Origin of the sequence: Mesorhizobium sp. M4B.F.Ca.ET.214.01.1.1 (assembly GCF_004791545.1) — a bacterium.
Taxonomy (GTDB): Bacteria; Pseudomonadota; Alphaproteobacteria; order Rhizobiales; family Rhizobiaceae; genus Mesorhizobium; species Mesorhizobium abyssinicae.
Genome location: NZ_SRUX01000004.1, coordinates 363,095 through 380,403 on the forward strand (window position 1 = coordinate 363,095; position 17,309 = coordinate 380,403).

Genomic DNA, 17,309 nt, shown 5'->3' on the forward strand with positions numbered 1-17,309 from the left:
ATACATAGACCGGCAGGGCTAGCCTTTCCACAAGGATCGACTGGCTCAGGCGGCGCTGTCCAGCGACCGGAACTGCGCCATGGTCGCCGCGATTTCCTCGCGGATCCAGGCTTTGAAGTCGCGCACCTTGCGACTCTCGCTTTTTGTCGCCGAGGTCACCATCCAGTAGCCAAGCCCGCTCTCGGCGCGTACGCCGAACGGCGCGGCCAGCCGGCCGTCTGCCAGCGCGTCGGCGGTCAGCAACTGCCAGGCAAGCATGACGCCATGGCCGGCGATCGCCGATTCCAGGCACAGCATTGGATCGGTGAAGCGTGCCCCCTTGAGAAAGGTGACCGGCTCGACGCCGGCCGCCGCGAACCAGCTGTCCCAGCTGATCATCGACCGCTCGTCGGTGATGGCGCAGGTCTGCGCCAGGTCCTCGATCGAGCGCAGTCTGGCTGCGATCGACGGCGCGCAGACCGGGAACACTTCCTGCGCCAGAAGCAGTTCCGCTTGCACGCCTGGCCATTTGCCGTCGCCCATCCGGATGCCGATATCGATGTCGGAATGGTCGAGATCGGCGACCCGGCCCGAGGCGTCGATGCGCAACAGCACGTTCGGATACCGGGCGAAATGCCGCGACAGCCTCGGCAGCAGCCATTTCGACGCGAAGGCCGGGGCCACCGAAACCACCAGCGTGCATTGGCTGGCCTCGTCGGCCAGCGCCACCGCCTGCGCCAGTTCGCGGAAGCCCGCGCCAAGCCTTGCCGTGAACACCGCGCCGAACTCCGTCGGAACAAGGCCGCCCGGCGTGCGTTCGAACAGCGCCTGGCCGAGCTGCTTTTCCGTGCGCTTGATCTGCTGGCTGACGGCGCTGGCCGAGACGTTGAGCTCGCCGGCCGCCGCCGCGAGCGAGCCCAGCCGGGCGACGGTTTCGACGGCGCGCAGGCCGTTCAGATGGACGCGGTTCAGCACAGTCATGTAGATTTTCTAAAACGGCAATCGGGAAATCTCAATTGAAACCCGGCACGAAAAGGCTGATTTTTGGGGCTGAAGCCCGACCATTGGAGGCAATTCGATGAAGATTTTATCATTGCTCAAGGTCTTTTCCGCCGATGACGCACGGCGAAACCGCCATGATGGCGAGATTACCCGCTGGATCGTCGACCCGTTGTCGCATCCTGTATTCGACACCATGTCGGAGCGCGAACTGGGCGATGTCCCCTTCCGGCTGACGGCCCGGCGCACAGATCATGAGACGGCGCGCCCAGCCTGTCGGTAAGACAATCGAACTGTTTCCGGCTGGCGGGCACGCGCCCATCGGCATTCCGAACTGGCCCAACACAAGCGCATTGTCTTTCTGCTCGGCACACTTATTGTGCGCCGCAATGAAAACCGCCTCGCCATCGCCCTTGCGGCTTGCCTTGGCCGGCATGCTCGCCATGGCTGTCGCCATGGGCATCGGCCGTTTCGTCTACACGCCGATCCTGCCCGGCATGATGGAGGAACTGCATCTGTCGCCGGCCGATGCCGGCTGGATCGCCTCCGCCAACTATCTCGGCTATCTCGTCGGCGCCTTCGCTGGGGGCATGGGCGCGAGCGCATGCTGATGTTCGCGGGCCTTGCCGCCAGCGCCTTGCTCGCCGCCCTGATGGGCCTCGGCGACACGATCGCGGTCTTTCTCGCCATCCGCTTTCTTGCCGGTCTCGCCAGCGCCTTCGTCATGGTCTTCATGGCCTCGATCGTCTTCAGCCATCTTGCGGTGGCCGGCCGTAGTGATCTGCAGGCGCTGCATTTCGGCGGCGTCGGGCTCGGCATCGCGGCTTCCTCGGCATTGATGTCAATTCTCGTCACCGGCCATGCCGGCTGGCCGGCGGGCTGGCTGTGGGCGGCGGCGATCTCCGCTTTGGGTCTCGTCGCGGTCGCCCTGCTTGCCGGCACCACATCGACCATCAACGGCGCCGAAGGCCGCGAGCCCGCACTGCCGAAGCACCGCTCGCTGCTCAAGATGATCGTCGCCTACGGCCTGTTCGGCTTCGGCTATGTGGTGACGGCGACCTTCCTCGTCGCCATCGTGCGCCAGGGCGGCGGCGGGCGCGTCTTCGAGGCCATGGTCTGGATGGTCACCGGCCTTGCCGGCGTTCCGTCCGTCTGGCTGTGGCAGAAGGTCGCCGAAAGGTTCGGTCTTTACCCAGCCTACGTGCTCGCTTGCCTGATCGAGGTGGTCGGTGTCGCCGCGAGCGTCGTTGTCGGCGGCTATGCCGGGCCGCTGCTGGCCGGCGTTCTGCTGGGCGGCACATTCATCGCCATCACCGCGCTCGGCCTGCAGGCGGCAAGGCAGCTTGCACCGCAAGCGCCGCGCCGCATCTTTGCGCTGATGACCGCCGCCTTCGGCCTTGGCCAGATCATCGGCCCGATCGCCGCCGGACTGCTCGCGCAAGCCTCCGGCAACTATGTCTCGGCCTCGATCATGGCCGCCATCGTCCTGCTCGTCTCCGGCATCATCGGCTGGTCGGCTGCGCCAAAATCGCCATGATTTGTGGTCTTGCTCGGTGCCGGGCATCGGGCACGGGCATTTTCTTTCCACCTAATGTGTGACCTTATGCCCGCCGAGCAGCAATACCGCCGATCAGCGATTCGACCGAGGAACCCGCCACAGTGTTCGTATCCTTCTTCCCGCAGCCGAAGCTCTTCTTCACCTCGGCCGCCGTCTGGAGCCTTGCCGCGATCCTGTTCTGGTTCTTCGGTGGTGAGCAACTGGGCGCCTTGATCGGCCTGCCGCCTGCAGCCGCCGGCGCGCCGCCGATCATCGGCATCGCCGTGCTGTGGTCGAAGCCGTTCCTGTGGTTCTATCTCTATTTCGTTTTCTGCGTGGCCGCCTTCTACGCATTCTGGGCCTGGTATTCGCCGCATCCCTGGCAGAACTGGTCGATCCTGATGACGGCCGTCATCCTGTTCTTCATCTATTTCAACGTGCAGGTCAGCGTCGCCGTCAACGCCTGGTACGGTCCGTTCTTCGACTATGTGCAGGGCCTGATGTCGGGCACGGGAAAGTCGACCGACAGCGAGTTCTACCTAGGATTGGCCGACTTCTCGTGGCTGGCGCTGGTCGGCATGAATGTGCAGGTCGTCAACGCCTTCATCGTCAGTCACTGGATCTTCCGCTGGCGCACGGCGATGAACGACTACTTCGTGGCGAACTGGGGCCGGCTGCGGCATATCGAAGGTGCCTCGCAGCGTATCCAGGAAGACACGATGCGCTTCTCGCAGATCATGGAGGATCTGGGTTCCAGCTTCGTCCAGTCGATCATGACGCTGATCGCCTTCCTGCCGGTCATGATCCAGCTGCAGGCCCATATCACCGAGTTGCCGATTGTCGGAGCAGTCCCTCAGCCGCTGGTTGTCGCAGCACTTGCCTGGTGTCTGTTCGGCACGATTTCGGTGATGGTCGCGGGCCTGAAGCTGCCGGGATTGCAGTTCCGCAACCAGCGCGTCGAGGCCGCCTATCGCAAGGAACTGGTCTACGGTGAGGATCATGCCGACAGGGCACAGCCGGCGACCACCGCCGAGCTCTTCGCCAATGTCCGTCAAAATTACTTCAGGCTCTATTTCCACTACATCTATTTCAATGTCGTCCGTTACACCTACCTGCAGGCCGACAACATCTTCTCGCTGCTGATCCTCGGCCCCTCGTTGGTGGCGCACAAGATCACCTTCGGGGCGCTGAACCAGATCTCGAACGCCTTCGGCAAGGTCACGGGATCGCTGCAGTTCCTGCTCACCTCATGGTCGACCATCGTCGAACTGCAGTCGGTGCATAAGCGCCTGCGCGCCTTCGAAGCGACGCTGCAGGGTGAGCCGCTGCCGGATATCGACCAGCGCTATCTGGCAAGGCAAAGCGCCGAGGATCCGGCCTGAGAGTCTGGCAAGGCGTGGGCGGCTCAGCCGCCGACCGTTGCCTGCCGCTCGCCGGCGCGCTGGCGCCCGACATAATCGCGAAAACTGATGCATTCGACCTGCCGCATGACGCAGACTTCGCCGGCAAAGCGCTCCAGCGCGTCCCAGTAGGCGCCGCCGTTCATCTGAGTGAAATGGAAGCCGAGCTCCAGCGGGATGCGCTTGCCCTGGTACTGCTTGTCGAAGGCGGCGCGGAAGGCGCGGTAGCTCCGCTCCGTGAAGTCCGCCGCCATGCCCGGCTTCTCGAAGCCACCGGAATGGCGGATATAGAGATTGTAGTCCATCGCTATTACCGACCTCGACTTCGGCCCTTCCGGAATCTGCGGCAGCGAAAAGCGCGTGATGCCGCCTCTCTCCGGCGGCAGGGCAGGGCCTTTCGAGACGCCGCTGGCGTCATACTCAAAGCCCGCCTGCGGCAGCGCCTCGTAAAGCGCCTTGTTCGCCGACAGGTACGGTGCGCGAAAACCTGTCACGGCATGTCGTGCTAAATCATGCCAGCCGGCCGGTTCGGGCGCGATGCCGTTGATCGAATAGGCATTCTCGAGGATGCGCTGGAACGAGGCGAATTCGGCGAGCCAGTCGGCCTTGCTCCAGTCCTTGCCGTCGAAATGGCCGCAGCCATGGCTGGCGATGTCATGGCCTTCCGAGGCGGCCAGGTTGATCTGCGCCAGCCGCTCCGCCACCTCCTGTTTCGAGGCGGCAAAGCCGATGTTCGATTTGCCGGCGCTCTTTCCCGGCCCCGTGTAGTCCTTGCGCGTTTCCGGCGACAGCAGGAAGACGCAGGAGACAAAATAGGTGAAATGCGCGCCGGTGCGTTCGGCCAAGGCGCGGCTGCGCCGCCATTGCGAGATTTCGCGGGCGCTGTCGAAGGAGATGATGACGATCTGCTTCGGCTTGGCCGGCGGCGCCGGCGGGTCGGCGAGCGCCGGGCCGGCGAGGGCGAGGGCGACAAGACTGGACGCAGCAACGGGGAATGGACGGGGCATCGGCAAGGGTCTGGGCATTGGGACGGTCGGCGACCGGCTAGCGGCGAAATGTGGCGTGGGTGCGGTCGGCGGGCGGGGCGCTCCTTGCGGGGTCCGATCCTCTATCCGCCGATTTTCCGGGCGGCCCCCTTCCATGCCGACAAAATTTCGCTAAAACGCGGGCTCAAGAAGCGCCCCGTGCGGGGCAGCAATGGTTTTGATTGATGTCCGACGACAGTTTTATCCGCGAAGTCAACGAAGAGATTCGTCGCGAACAGGCGCAGGCGCTGTGGGACCGTTTTGGTCCGGCGCTGCTTGGCCTTGCCATCCTGATCGTGCTCGGCACCGCCGCCGTCGTCGGCTACCGCTATTGGGACGAGAGCCGCGCCAACCGCTCGGGCGACGCTTTCTCGCAGGCGCTGAAGCTTGCCAATGACGGCAAGAGCGACGAGGCGCTCACCGCCCTCGATCAGCTCCAGAAGGACGGCTACGGCGCCTATCCGCTGCTCGCCCGCATGCGTGCCGCGACGGTCAAGGCCGACAAGGGCGACGTCGCCGCCGCCGTCAAGGATTTCGACGACGTCGCGGCCGACAACGCCATCCCGCAGGGCATCCGCGACATGGCGCGGCTGAGGGCAGCGCTGCTGCTCGTCGACAGCGGCTCCTTCGCAGACGTGTCCAGCCGTGTCGAGGCGCTCACCGCCGACACCAACACGCTGCGCCACACCGCGCGCGAGGCACTCGGCCTTGCCGCCTGGAAGGAAGGCAAGACGGCGGACGCGCTCAAACTGTTCGACCAGATCGCTTCGGATGACGGCGCCCCGCGCAATGCGCGCCAGCGGGCGACCTTGATGTCCGAACTGATCCGCGGGTCGGGCAACGCGTCGTGACCCCGGATGGGCTTCAAAGTCGCCATCATCGGCCGGCCTAACGTCGGCAAATCGACTCTTTTCAATCGGCTGGTCGGAAAGAAGCTGGCTCTCGTCGACGACACGCCGGGCGTCACCCGCGACCGCCGCGTCCACGCCGCCAAGCTCTACGATCTTTTCTTCGACGTCATCGACACCGCCGGCTTCGAGGACGCGGCTGCCTCGACGCTGCCCGGTCGCATGCGCCAGCAGACCGAGATCGCTATCCGCGAGGCCGACCTGATCTTCTTCACCATCGACGCCAAGTCCGGCCTGCTGCCCGACGACCGCACCTTTGCCGAGGTCGTGCGCAAGTCCGGCAAGCCGGTGGTGCTGGTCGCCAACAAGGCCGAGGCGCGCGGCGCGCAAGGCGGCATGCTGGAGGCCTGGGAGCTCGGCCTCGGCGAGCCGATCCCGGTCTCGGCCGAACACGGCCAGGGCATGCCCGACCTGCGCGACGCGGTGATCGCGGCGCTCGGCGAGGAACGTGCCTTCGGCGAGGACGAGGAGGACGATGCGGAGATCGCCGCCAGCGAGGTGCTGATCGGCGAGGACATCACTGATCCCGATGCCGAGCCCGCCTATGACGACACCAAGCCGATGCGCATCGCCGTCGTCGGCCGTCCGAACGCCGGCAAGTCGACGCTGATCAACGCGCTGATCGGCGAGGAGCGGCTGCTGACCGGACCGGAAGCCGGCATCACCCGCGATTCGATCTCGGTCGACTGGGACTGGCGCGGTCGCCGCATGAAGCTGTTCGACACCGCCGGCATGCGGCGCAAGGCCAAGGTCCAGGAGAAGCTCGAGAAGCTCTCGGTGCAGGACGGCCTGCGCGCCATCCGCTTTGCCGAGATCGTCATCATCGTGCTCGATGCCACCATCCCGTTCGAGAAGCAGGACCTGCAGATCGCCGACCTGATCATCCGCGAGGGTCGCGCGCCGGTCATTGCCTTCAACAAGTGGGACCTGATCGACAATCCGCAGGAACTGCTGGCGGAACTTCGCGAGAAGACCGAGCGGCTCTTGCCGCAGGTGCGCGGCATCCAGGCGGTGACGGTGTCGGCCGAGACCGGGCGCGGCCTCGACAAATTGATGGATAGCGTCATCAAGACGCACAAGGTCTGGAACAGCCGCGTCTCGACCGGCAAGCTCAACCGCTGGCTGGAAGGCATCCTCGCGCATCACCCGCCGCCCGCCGTCGCCGGCCGCCGGCTGAAGATCAAATATGTCACCCAGGCCAAGACGCGCCCGCCGGGCTTCGTCGTCTCCTGCTCGCGGCCGGACGCGATGCCGCAATCCTACGTCCGCTATCTCTCGAACAGCCTGCGCGAGGCCTTCGACATGCCCGGCGTGCCGATCCGCATGGCGCTGCGCACCTCGGACAACCCGTTTGCGGGCAGGGCGAAGAAGCGCTGAGGTTTTGGAGTCGGCGGCGCGTCCCAGCGCGTCCCTCCGGTCGTCATCCACGGGCGGAGCAAGGAGCGAAGTGACGCGCGCAGACCCGAGGCTCCATGCCGTAACTTCCAGGCGCTGCTCACGGTGCAGAATTCTACGCCGTTGCACACAATCGGTCGATGGAACGGCCTGGATCCCAGGGTCTACGCTTCGCGTGGCTGCGCCTTAGGATGACGAAGTCGATAGGCTTCGGCCAGGAAGCTAAGCGACTTTCGGCAGGTTCTCTTTCGTCTCGGCGCTTTCGGGCAGCGCCTCCACTGCCGCCTGCAGCAATATCTCCGCCAGCCGCGCCGCGACCGGGTCGAGCTCAGCGTCCTTTTGGTGCAGCACCAGCGCCATCTTCGGCAGGGCAGGGAGCCCGAGCGTCCCGGACGCCATCGCCCTGACATTGGCGGGCAGGCCGATATCGGTGCGGATCGTCAGCCCGAGACCGGCGCCGACCGCCGCCCAGATGCCGCCGAGGCTGGGGCTGGAGAAGGCCATCCGCCAGGACAGGCCGGCGCGGTCGAGCGTTTCGGTCGCCACCGTGCGCAGCAGGCAGGGCGCCTCCAGCGCCACCAGCGGCAGGGGCTCGCCGCCGGGCGCGCCAAGCTCGATCGGCTTTGCCGGCCCGATCCAGCGCATCTGCACATCGGCGACCTGCCGGCTGTAGGGCAGGCTCGCGCCATTGTGCCAGGCAAGCGCGATGTCGAGGCTGCCCTGGGTGATCCGGTCGGCGAGTTCGTGGCTGCGCGCGATCCGCGCCTCGATCCTGACCTTGGGATGGGCGCGGGCGAAGCGGCCGAGCACCTCCGGCAGCACCGCCTCGCCGAAATCCTCCTGCAGTCCGAGCCGCACCCAGCCTTCCAGCTCGACGTCATGAATGGCGGCGGCCGCCTCGTCGTTGAGTTCGAGCAGCCGGCGTGCATAGCCGAGCATGGTCTCGCCGGCCTCGGTCAGCGCCAGCCCGCGCCCGGACTTGCGGAAGATCGGCGTCGCCGCCTGTTCTTCCAGCTTTTTCAGCTGTGCGCTGACGGCCGAGGTCGAGCGGCCGAGCCTCTCGGCCGCCTTGGCGAAGCTGCCCAGCTCCATGCCGGTGACGAAGGTCCTGAGAACGTCGAGGTCGAATGTGACGCGTCGCATGAGTATTGTCCCGAATTTCAGGATCGTTTGTCAAAAACTTCCTGATTTTATGGACGAAGCTACGGCGCTACATCACGCTCGTCAAGCCGGTCAGCCGGCCGCCACGGGAATGGAACCATGTCCGTCATCGTCACACGCACCGATTGTCCGCCGCCTGCCAAAGCCGTTTCCGGCACCGCCAGCCAAACCTTCGGACCCAACCATCGCTGGAAGGTGCTGGGCATCGGCGTCGCCGCCAATGCCGGGTTCTCGGCGACCTTCTCAGGCGTGCCGGCCACCGCGGTGGTGATGCGCCAGGGATATCAGCTCGACGATGCCTCGCTCGGCCTCGCGCTCGGGCTTCTTGGCCTCGGCGTGGCGCTCAGCGAACTGCCCTGGGGCGTGGTCACCGATCGCTGGGGCGATCGCCGCGTTCTGTTGACCGGGCTCGGCGCGACGGCGGCATGGCTGTTCGTCATGGCGATGCTCGTCGTACCGACAAAGGGTGCCATCCCCGGCGTCACTCTGCTATCGGCAAGTCTGCTCGTCGCCGGCCTGCTCGGCGGCAGCGTCAACGGCTCCAGCGGCCGCGCCATCATGGGATGGTTCCGCGAGGGCGAGCGCGGTTTCGCCATGAGCATCAGGCAGACGGCGGTGCCGCTCGGCGGCGGCATCGGCGCGCTCGTCCTGCCCTCGCTTGCCCTGGGCTTCGGCTTTGCCGCCGTCTTCGGCCTGCTGGCAGCCGTTTCCGCTCTCTCGGCCGTCTTTGCCTGGCGCTGGCTGCACGAACCGCCGGCGGAAGGGGGCGGTCATGTCGCCGCGACGGCCGGTCCGGCGCCGCTGCACAATCTCGAGGTCTGGCGCATCTCGAGCGCCATCGGCCTGCTTTGCTTCCCGCAGGTGGCGGTGCTCACCTTCGCCTCGGTGTTCCTGCACGATTTCGTAGGGCTGGGGACATTGGCGACCAGCGCGAGCCTCGCCGCCGTGCAGACCGGCGCCATGGTCATGCGCGTCTGGAGCGGTCGCTACACCGACCGTCACGGCAACCGCCGCCCGTTCCTCAGGCTGTGCAGCGCGCTGAGCGCGCTGGCCTTCGCCGTGCTCTGGCTGCTGGTCCTCACGGCCGCAGGCCGGCCGGCCCTGATGGCGGCGCTTCCAGTCGTGCTGGTCGTCGCAGGCATCGCGGTCTCCACCTGGCACGGCGTCGCCTACACCGAGCTTGCCACGCTTGCCGGCCCCGGCCATGTCGGAACCGCGCTCAGCCTCGCCAACAGCTTCGTCTTCGTCGGCTTCTGCCTGGTGCCGATCGCCATTCCCGGGCTCCTGCACCTCTGGGCATGGCCCGGCGTCTGGCTGGCGGCGGCCGGCTGCGCGCTGATCGCCTGGCCGATCTTCCTGCGGCCAGCTTGATTCCGGCGCCGTCCCGATTCAGGCCAACATCAAAAAAACACGATCGATGGCGTTAACGCCCCATCAAGGTTAATGCATCATTTTGGCTCTCCAGAGGGTCAGTTGCGTTTCTGGAGAGTTCCGTGCATCGACGTGTCTTGAAGCGGCTGGTCGCCGCCGCCGGTGAGAGAAAACGTTCCTTCCTGTCTCCATTCGTTATTGGCCTTGGCATCTGGGTCGGCTTTCCGTCGGTCGTCGCCTATCAGGACATGACCAGCCTCGTTTCCGGCCTTGAGACGTCGAACGCCCGCTGGAACGCCTATGTCGAAAAGTCCGTCGCGGGCTCGGTCCACAACGCCGAGATGCCGTTCGTCGATTCCACCTCCACCGGCTCGATCTCCGGCTCCGGCGTGCAACTGCCGGGCGTCGGCACGGTCGCCTTTCGCGGCAAGGGCAATGTGGCGGGAACGACGCCGGACGAGGACCGCATCGTGCGCGCCGACAAGAAGGGCCGCATCGTCCAGGTCTCGCCGGTGGCGCCACCAAAGGCCTTCAACGCCGGCTCAATCTTCGAACGCACATCCTCGCTGCTTCGCCCGAGCATGGACAGCGGCCTGAAGCTCGCCTTCGCCAAGCCCGGCATCAAAGGCAAGGAGATCCAGATCGCCCAGGCCTTCCACATCCGCGAGGACAAGAAGCCGGATCCCGGCGTGCCGGCCATGCTGGCGGCGCTCGTCAACAACGACAAGCCGGACGTGCTGGCCACCGCCTATGCCCAGGCCGAGCCCGACTATGCCAAGGCCTCGCCCTTCGAGGCGCTGCTGCAGGACGAGGAGCCGAACAGCGGCCGCTTCATCCCGCCGATGGCCAAGGGCGATCACTGGTGGATCCAGAACCCGCTACCGGCCAGCGTCTTCTCCAAGCCGGAGCAGGCCTGCCTTGCCAACGGCATCTATTTCGAGGCGCGCAGCGAATCCGTGCGCGGCCAGGCCGCCGTCGCCCAGGTGATCCTCAACCGCGTGCGCAACCCGGCCTATCCGAAGTCGATCTGCGGCGTCGTCTACCAGAACGACAACTGGCTGAACCGCTGCCAGTTCTCCTTCGCCTGCGACGGCCGCAAGAAGCGCGTCACCGATCCCGCCGCCTACAAGACCGCGCAGGACGTCGCCATGGCGGTGACAGCCGGCAAGATCTTCATTCCGGAAGTCGGCTCGTCGACCCACTACTATGCCAATTACGTGCATCCGGGCTGGGCGCGCACGATGAAGCGAATGACCAAGATCGGCCTGCATATCTTCTACCGCACCTATGGTGGCGGCTGGAGCTGAGGCTGTTTCGCCGGGACCTTCCGGGTGGTCCGGATGGCTCCGGACGCCGGCAGCCGGGGAGCCTTGGTTGCAAGGATTCGCCGGGCGCTTGCCCCGAACCGCGACGGGCACGATGTCGCACCTCTTTAAGCTGTTGATTTCAAAATAAAAAATACATGGGTTTGAAGTTCGGCCCGTGGCTTGACGGGCGCGGACCCTCTAACTATGTTGCCGGCGACTTTAGAAGCGGACGGACGCTAGCGGTCTGACCGGGCAGGGGGGTTGCGATGGCCGACACGAACGGGCCAGACGGAACCGGAGAAACCGGCCGCGGCAGGCAGCGCGAAGCCGACATCCGCGACGACGATCTTGAGCGCCGCCGGCGTGATCTTGAAGCATCGCTTGCGACAAGACGGCCGGACCGGCTCGAGGGGAAAGACGACGCGAAAGCAGTGACCGGATACGGTCAGGCACTCAAGCTGTCCAGCGAGTTCATCGCAGGCATAGTGGTCGGTGTCGCGATCGGCTGGATCATCGACCGGCTGGCGGGAATATCGCCATGGGGTCTGATCGTCGGCCTGCTGCTGGGATTTGGCGCCGGCGTCCTCAATGTCCTGCGTTCGGCGGGGCTGGTGGCGCAATTCGGACAGGGCGGCACGCCGCGCGATCCGGAGGAATGAAGTGGCGCCGTCCTGGCGCTGGGTAAGACACTGAGGCCGCTCGCGGCTTTGACGGGGATGTAAAGTGGCTGCTGACAAGGTCGATCCGATCCACCAGTTCCATATCGTCAAGCTGATTCCGATCAACATCGGCGGCTACGACCTGTCCTTCACCAATTCCGCCTTGTTCATGGTCGCGACCGTCGCCGTCGCATCGGCCTTCCTCTACCTCACCACTGCCAGCCGCAGCCTCGTTCCCGGCCGCCTGCAGTCGGTCTCGGAAATGGCCTACGAGTTCGTCTCCAACATGCTGCGGGACTCGGCGGGAACGCAGGGGCTGAAGTTCTTCCCCTTCGTCTTTTCGCTGTTCATGTTCGTGCTGGTCGCCAACCTGCTCGGCCTGTTCCCCTATTTCTTCACCGTCACCAGCCACATCATCGTCACCTTCGGCCTCGCCGCGCTGGTCATCGGAACCGTCGTCGTCTACGGCTTCGGCAAGCATGGCCTCGGCTTCCTCAAGCTGTTCGTGCCGCATGGCGTGCCGGTCTTCCTGCTGCCGCTGGTGGTGCTGATCGAGGTGATCTCCTTCGTGTCGCGCCCGGTCAGCCTCTCGGTTCGTCTGTTCGCCAACATGCTGGCCGGCCACATCACGCTGAAAGTGTTCTCCGGCTTCGTCGTCAGCCTGAGCGCGCTGGGCGCCGTCGGCATCGCCGGCTCGGTGCTGCCGCTTGCCATGGCCGTCGCGCTGACGGCGCTGGAACTGCTGGTCGCCTTCCTGCAGGCCTACGTGTTTGCCGTGCTCACCTGCATGTATCTGAACGACGCCCTGCATCCCGGGCACTGATTACGAGTTTCCGGCATTCGTCGCCGGATGGAATTGCAACGGAATTACAGATCCAAAGGAGTTTGAAATGGACGCAGAAGCAGCAAAGTACATCGGCGCCGGCATCGCTTGCCTGGGCATGGGTGGCGCGGGCATCGGCCTCGGCAACATCTTCGGCAGCTACCTGGCGGGCGCGCTGCGCAACCCGTCGGCTGCTGATGGCCAGTTCGGCCGCCTGATCTTCGGCTTCGCCGTGACCGAAGCTCTGGGCATCTTCTCCCTTCTCATCGCGCTTCTGGCCCTGTTCGGCTGAGCACTGGGAAGATTGGACAGGCAGGCCGCGATCAGCGGCTGGCCTGATATCAGGGGATAGTCCATGTTCGTGACATCTGCCTTTGCAGAAGAGTCAGCGCCGGCCGCCGAAGGCGCCGCCGGTGCGGGAGCCGAAACGCATGCCGGCACCGAGGTGCCCGGCGAGGCGCACGGCACCTTCCCGCCATTCGATCCGGCGACGTTCCCGTCGCAGTTGCTGTGGCTGGCGATCACCTTCGGGCTGTTCTACCTGTTCCTGAAGCGGGTGGTGATGCCGCGCCTTGGTGGCATCATCGACGTCCGCAACGACCGCATCACGCAGGACCTCGACCATGCCGCCCGGCTGAAGGGCGAGGCTGACGCCGCCGTTGCTGCTTACGAGCAGGAACTGGCCGAAGCCAAGTCGAGAGCCAATGCGATCGGCCAGCAGGCCGGCGATGCCGCCAAGGCCGAGGCCGAGGCCGTCCGCAAGAAGGTCGAGGCGGAGCTCGACAAGAAGCTCGGCGCGGCCGAGGCCAGCATCGCGTCGATCAAGGCTAACGCCATGAAGGAAGTCGGCACCATCGCCGAGGACACCGCTTCGGCCATCGTCGAGGCGCTTGTCGGCGGCAAGGCCAGCAAGGCCGAGATCGCGGCCGCGGTCAAATCCGTGGCCCGGTGAGGAGCGCATCATGGACGCCACATCTCTCGCAACGCTCTGGGCCACGGTCGCCCTGATCATCTTCCTCGGCGTTGCCGTCTACATCAAGGTGCCCGGCCTGATCGCCAAGGGCCTGGACGCCCGCGCCGCCAAGATCAGCAACGAGCTTGAAGAAGCCCGCCGGCTGCGCGAAGAGGCCCAGCAGCTGCTCGGCCAGTACCAGAAGAAGCGCAAGGAAGCCGAGCAGGAGGCCGCCGACATCGTCGCCGCCGCCAAGCGCGAGGCCGAACTGCTCGCCGCCGAGGCGCACAAGAAGACCGAGGACTATGTGACGCGCCGCACCGCGCTCGCCGAGCAGAAGATCGGCCAGGCCGAGCGCGAGGCAGTTGCGGAAGTGCGTGCCAGCGCCGTCGACGTCGCCGTCGAGGCCGCCCGCGCGCTGCTTGCCGCCAAGGTCGACGCCAAGGCCGGCGCGGACTTCTTCAAGTCGGCGCTGCAGGAAGTGAAGGCCAAGCTGAACTGAGCGCTTCGCCGTTAGAAATCAAAAAGCCGCCTGGGCAACCCGGCGGCTCTTTTGTTTGAGCGAGATATTCTCCCCCCTTGAGGGGGAGATGTCGCCAAAGGCGACAGAGGGGGTCGGTTCGACTGGGCGCGACTTTCTTGCGGACGACAGATGGCGTTGGAGCTTCACGCGAAGCGACCCCCTCTGCCTGCCGGCCATCTCCCCCTCAAGGGGGGAGATTATTCCAATCCCACCAAGCTCTCTTCTTCCACCACCTCGACGCCGCCCAGCCTGAACGGCGCAAACGACGCCCGGTGCAACCTTGCCACAGGGCCGTGCGCTTCGATCGCGGTGCGGTGGCGGGCCGTTGCATAGCCCATATGCACCTCGAAGCCGTAGCGCTCGTGGTGACCGCCGCAGCCGCACATCATGCGGTCGCGCATCACCTTGGCGACGATCGAGGCGGCGGCGATCGACTGCGAGCGCTGGTCGCCCTTGATCAGCGCGCGTCCTTCGCAAGCAAGACCGGGCGGCACGTCGCGGCCGTCGGCCAGCGCCAGCTTCGGCCGCAGCGACAGGCCGGCGACGGCACGGCGCATCGCTTCGAGGCTGGCTTTCAATATGTTGCTGCCATCGATGCCTTCGGCGCTGATCGAGGCCATCGACACGCCGAGCGCCGAGCCCAGAATCCTGGCGAACAGCGCTTCACGCTGCAGATGGGTGAGGCGCTTGGAATCGTCGAGCCCCTCGGGAATGTTGGCGGGGTTGAGCACCACCGCCGCCGCGACGACCGGACCGGCGAGCGGTCCGCGCCCGGCCTCGTCCATTCCCGCCACCGGCCACAATCCGTCGGCCATCGCCTTCGTCTCGATGGAGAAATCGGGTTTCTCGACGATTTCGAAGAGAAGCGGAGAATCGGAACGCGCGCGAGCCATGGTGCGGCGAGGTTCGCATCGGCTCCGATTCTCCGCAAGTCCCTCCGGGTCGGGTGGGGCGCGGACCGGGAGGGCACCGTCTCAAGGCCGGGGGACAGGCCGGACGGGATTCTTCTCGCGCCAGCCGGCGAGTGCCGGCGCGAGACCTTCAAAGCAGCATCAACTGCTCGGTGGCGTTGGCTGCGGCGACGAACTGGTCGGTCCTGAGCTGCCGCCGCTCGGCGTTGAGCCCGAGCCGCTTGGCGGTGATCTCGAAACGGCGGCCGATCTGCCAGGCATAGGGTCCGGCGCCCTTCATGCGCTTGCCCCATTCCGAATCGTAGTCCTTGCCGTCGCGCATCGAACGGATCAGCGACATCACGTGCCGGTAGCGGTCCGGATAATGGCGCAGCAGCCAGTCCTTGAAGATCGGCGCCACCTCCAGCGGTAGCCGCAGCACGACATAGCCTGCCTCGCGCGCGCCGGCGGCGCGTGCCGAATCGAGGATGCGCTCCATCTCCGGATCGGTCAGGCCGGGGATGATCGGCGCGACCATGACGGAGGCGGGAATGCCGGCGTCGGAGAGCTGCCGGATCGCCTCCAGCCGCTTGGTCGGCGTCGACGCGCGCGGCTCCATGGTTCTCGCCAGCATGCGGTCAAGCGTCGTCACCGACAACGCCACCTTGGCAAGTCCGCGTTCGGCCATGCGCGACAGGATGTCGATGTCGCGCGTCACCAGCGCCGACTTGGTGACGATGCCGACCGGATGGCCGCGCGCCTCCAGCACTTCGAGGATCTCGCGCATGATCCGGTACTGCTTCTCGATCGGCTGGTAGGGATCGGTGTTGGTGCCGATGGCGATGGTGCGCGGCTGGTAGCCGGGCTTCGACAGTTCCTTGTCGAGCATGCGCGCCGCATCAGGCTTGGCGAACAGCTTCGATTCGAAATCGAGTCCCGGCGACAGGCCCATGAAGGAATGCGTCGGCCTGGCGAAGCAGTAGACGCAGCCATGCTCGCAGCCGCGATAGGGGTTGATCGAGCGATCGAACGAGATGTCGGGCGACTCGTTGCGCGTGATGATGGTGCGCGGCCTCTCCACCTGCACCTCGGTCTTGAATGGCGGCAGTTCCTCCAGAGAATTCCAGCCATCGTCGAACACATGCCGGCTGACCGGCTCGAAGCGGCCGGACGGATTGATGCCGGCGGAGCGGCCGCGATTGCGGTCGGGCCGCACGCGCATGCCGCTCTGCTCGATCATCGCATTCGCCATCTCGGCTCTCCCGGCTCCGAAGGCTGCAATGTCGGCACGCACGATCTGTTCCATTTTCGCCCTCTCCCAAGGACTGTCAGCAGGCTGTCGAATCGCTCTGTTCATGAAACTATTCCTATTTTCTTGAGGAGAACAAAGCAAGAACTTTTTGTGCCGCGATGCAAAAACTGGCGCATGGCGCGGCTTTCCGCTATTCGGCTGGCAATGCTCAGCGTTCTCATCGAAACCCTGAATGACGAAGAGGGCCTTGCCCGCACGCTCGCCTCGCTGATCGGCGGCGCGGTCGAAGGCGTGGTGCGCGACGTCGTCGTCTGTGACACCGGCTCGACCGACCAGACGCACCGCGTTGCCGACCATGCCGGCTGCCACTATGTCGCAGGCGGCATCGCCGCCGGTATCCGGCAGGCAAAGGGCGACTGGCTGCTGTTGCTGGAGCCCGGCGCGCGGCTGTCGGACGGCTGGATCGACGAGGTCGTGGCCCATACGGCGAGGGCCACCATGCCGGCGCGTTTTTCGCGCGCGCGCGGAAGCCGTGCGCCGTTCCTGGCCAGGGTCTTTTCCGGCAACCGGGCGCTGGCCGAGGGGCTGGTCATCAGCAAGCGTCAGGCCACTGCGCTCGCGAAAAGCGCCCGCAGCGCCGAAGCCATCGCGCGCGGCCTGGCAACGAAAAGGCTCGATGCGGAAATCTGGGTCGCGCCGCCGAAGTGAGTCTTCCCTCGCTTTTGGGGGAGAAGGAGCGCCGACAAGAACCTTGCCTCGCTCGGCAAGTACCATTTCGATCTCGACGACTGGCGGATGCTGAAATTCTTCTTCTACCTGAAGCCCTGCGATGCCGGCACCGGCCCGCATGTCTATGTGCGCGGCAGCCACAAACGCCGCAGCCTAAAGCACCAGCTGACGCTGCTTGTCGGCCATCCGGCGGATGAGGTGCTGAAGGTCTATGGCGACGACAGCCCGGTCACGCTCACGGGTGAAGCAGGGCTCGGCTTCGTCGAGGATCCGTTCGGCTTCGACATGGGCACGGTGCCTTCGCGCACGCCGCGGCTGATGATGGAAGTCGGCTTCGGCGTCTCGCGCCCCTCGCGCCGGCGCTTCCACGGCGAGCCGGTCATCCGCTGAAGCGGCGAC

Annotated in this window: 17 protein-coding genes and 2 pseudogenes; 13 read left to right on the top strand and 6 right to left on the bottom strand. The window is 65.7% G+C overall.

The features are described 5' to 3' along the window. Nucleotides 1-45: 45 nt before the first annotated feature. On the bottom strand, nt 46-960 hold the full coding sequence (locus tag EN857_RS10915) for a LysR substrate-binding domain-containing protein (protein ID WP_187331215.1): 915 nt from the start codon (nt 958-960) through the stop codon (nt 46-48). Between the two features lie 109 nt (nt 961-1,069). Next, on the bottom strand, nt 1,070-1,423 hold the full coding sequence (locus EN857_RS36295) for a hypothetical protein (RefSeq protein ID WP_187331264.1): 354 nt from the start codon (nt 1,421-1,423) through the stop codon (nt 1,070-1,072). Between EN857_RS36295 and EN857_RS10925 the strand changes: the two are divergent. Together EN857_RS10925 and sbmA are read left to right on the top strand one after the other, a co-directional pair. Then, nucleotides 1,368-2,515: pseudogene (locus tag EN857_RS10925) on the top strand (YbfB/YjiJ family MFS transporter). The gene EN857_RS36295 and the pseudogene EN857_RS10925 overlap by 56 nt on opposite strands. Before the next feature lie 122 nt (nt 2,516-2,637). Next, nucleotides 2,638-3,897 (top strand): peptide antibiotic transporter SbmA, encoded by a 1,260-nt coding sequence (gene sbmA, locus EN857_RS10930; RefSeq protein ID WP_127284886.1) that lies wholly within the window; start codon nt 2,638-2,640, stop codon nt 3,895-3,897. Nucleotides 3,898-3,920: 23 nt separating this feature from the next. On the opposite strand, the gene EN857_RS10935 is transcribed toward sbmA, so the two are convergent. Then, complete coding sequence (locus EN857_RS10935; protein WP_127393776.1) at nt 3,921-4,922, bottom strand: polysaccharide deacetylase family protein; 1,002 nt, start codon at nt 4,920-4,922, stop codon at nt 3,921-3,923. Between the two features lie 203 nt (nt 4,923-5,125). Between EN857_RS10935 and EN857_RS10940 the strand changes: the two genes are divergently transcribed. After that, entirely contained in the window at nt 5,126-5,791 is a 666-nt protein-coding gene (locus tag EN857_RS10940; protein ID WP_127284884.1) for a tetratricopeptide repeat protein, read from the top strand. Between the two features lie 6 nt (nt 5,792-5,797). Beyond that, on the top strand, nt 5,798-7,225 hold the full coding sequence (gene der / locus EN857_RS10945; protein ID WP_128346143.1) for a ribosome biogenesis GTPase Der: 1,428 nt from the start codon (nt 5,798-5,800) through the stop codon (nt 7,223-7,225). 240 nt (nt 7,226-7,465) lie between these two features. Here der and EN857_RS10950 read toward each other — a convergent pair whose 3' ends face one another. Next, nucleotides 7,466-8,386: a LysR substrate-binding domain-containing protein gene (locus EN857_RS10950; protein ID WP_135858541.1), complete on the bottom strand. Its 921-nt coding sequence runs from the start codon at nt 8,384-8,386 to the stop codon at nt 7,466-7,468. A 117-nt stretch (nt 8,387-8,503) separates the two neighbouring features. Here EN857_RS10950 and EN857_RS10955 point away from each other — a divergent pair, with 117 nt between their 5' ends. The 7 genes from EN857_RS10955 (at nt 8,504) to EN857_RS10985 (ending at nt 14,018) form a co-directional block, all read left to right on the top strand. After that, on the top strand, nt 8,504-9,775 hold the full coding sequence (locus tag EN857_RS10955) for an MFS transporter (RefSeq protein ID WP_127392825.1): 1,272 nt from the start codon (nt 8,504-8,506) through the stop codon (nt 9,773-9,775). 122 nt (nt 9,776-9,897) lie between these two features. Beyond that, on the top strand, nt 9,898-11,082 hold the full coding sequence (locus tag EN857_RS10960) for a cell wall hydrolase (RefSeq protein ID WP_127392824.1): 1,185 nt from the start codon (nt 9,898-9,900) through the stop codon (nt 11,080-11,082). A 266-nt stretch (nt 11,083-11,348) separates the two neighbouring features. Next, nucleotides 11,349-11,741, top strand: coding sequence for an AtpZ/AtpI family protein (locus EN857_RS10965; protein ID WP_127392823.1), 393 nt, complete (start codon nt 11,349-11,351; stop codon nt 11,739-11,741). Nucleotides 11,742-11,805: 64 nt separating this feature from the next. Next, nucleotides 11,806-12,564 carry a F0F1 ATP synthase subunit A gene (locus EN857_RS10970; protein WP_127284233.1) on the top strand — a complete coding sequence of 253 codons (759 nt, stop codon included), beginning with the start codon at nt 11,806-11,808 and terminating at the stop codon, nt 12,562-12,564. A 67-nt stretch (nt 12,565-12,631) separates the two neighbouring features. Continuing rightward, nucleotides 12,632-12,856: a F0F1 ATP synthase subunit C gene (locus EN857_RS10975; RefSeq protein ID WP_006206606.1), complete on the top strand. Its 225-nt coding sequence runs from the start codon at nt 12,632-12,634 to the stop codon at nt 12,854-12,856. Between the two features lie 63 nt (nt 12,857-12,919). Then, nucleotides 12,920-13,516 carry a F0F1 ATP synthase subunit B gene (locus EN857_RS10980; RefSeq protein WP_127392822.1) on the top strand — a complete coding sequence of 199 codons (597 nt, stop codon included), beginning with the start codon at nt 12,920-12,922 and terminating at the stop codon, nt 13,514-13,516. A 10-nt stretch (nt 13,517-13,526) separates the two neighbouring features. Beyond that, the gene (locus EN857_RS10985) at nt 13,527-14,018 is read left to right on the top strand and encodes a F0F1 ATP synthase subunit B (protein WP_127284235.1); all 492 of its coding nucleotides are present in this window, start codon (nt 13,527-13,529) and stop codon (nt 14,016-14,018) included. A gap of 218 nt (nt 14,019-14,236) precedes the next feature. On the opposite strand, the gene EN857_RS10990 is transcribed toward EN857_RS10985, so the two are convergent. Together EN857_RS10990 and EN857_RS10995 are read right to left on the bottom strand one after the other, a co-directional pair. Continuing rightward, nucleotides 14,237-14,932 carry a ribonuclease HII gene (locus EN857_RS10990; protein ID WP_127392820.1) on the bottom strand — a complete coding sequence of 232 codons (696 nt, stop codon included), beginning with the start codon at nt 14,930-14,932 and terminating at the stop codon, nt 14,237-14,239. Between the two features lie 148 nt (nt 14,933-15,080). Continuing rightward, nucleotides 15,081-16,235, bottom strand: a complete 1,155-nt coding sequence (locus EN857_RS10995) for a PA0069 family radical SAM protein (RefSeq protein WP_135858543.1) — start codon at nt 16,233-16,235, stop codon at nt 15,081-15,083. Between the two features lie 150 nt (nt 16,236-16,385). Between EN857_RS10995 and EN857_RS11000 the strand changes: the two genes are divergently transcribed. Together EN857_RS11000 and EN857_RS11005 are read left to right on the top strand one after the other, a co-directional pair. Next, entirely contained in the window at nt 16,386-16,889 is a 504-nt protein-coding gene (locus EN857_RS11000; RefSeq protein ID WP_127393874.1) for a glycosyltransferase, read from the top strand. Nucleotides 16,890-16,919: 30 nt separating this feature from the next. After that, a pseudogene (locus EN857_RS11005) lies at nt 16,920-17,300 on the top strand (hypothetical protein); the annotation flags it as partial. Nucleotides 17,301-17,309 lie beyond the last annotated feature (9 nt).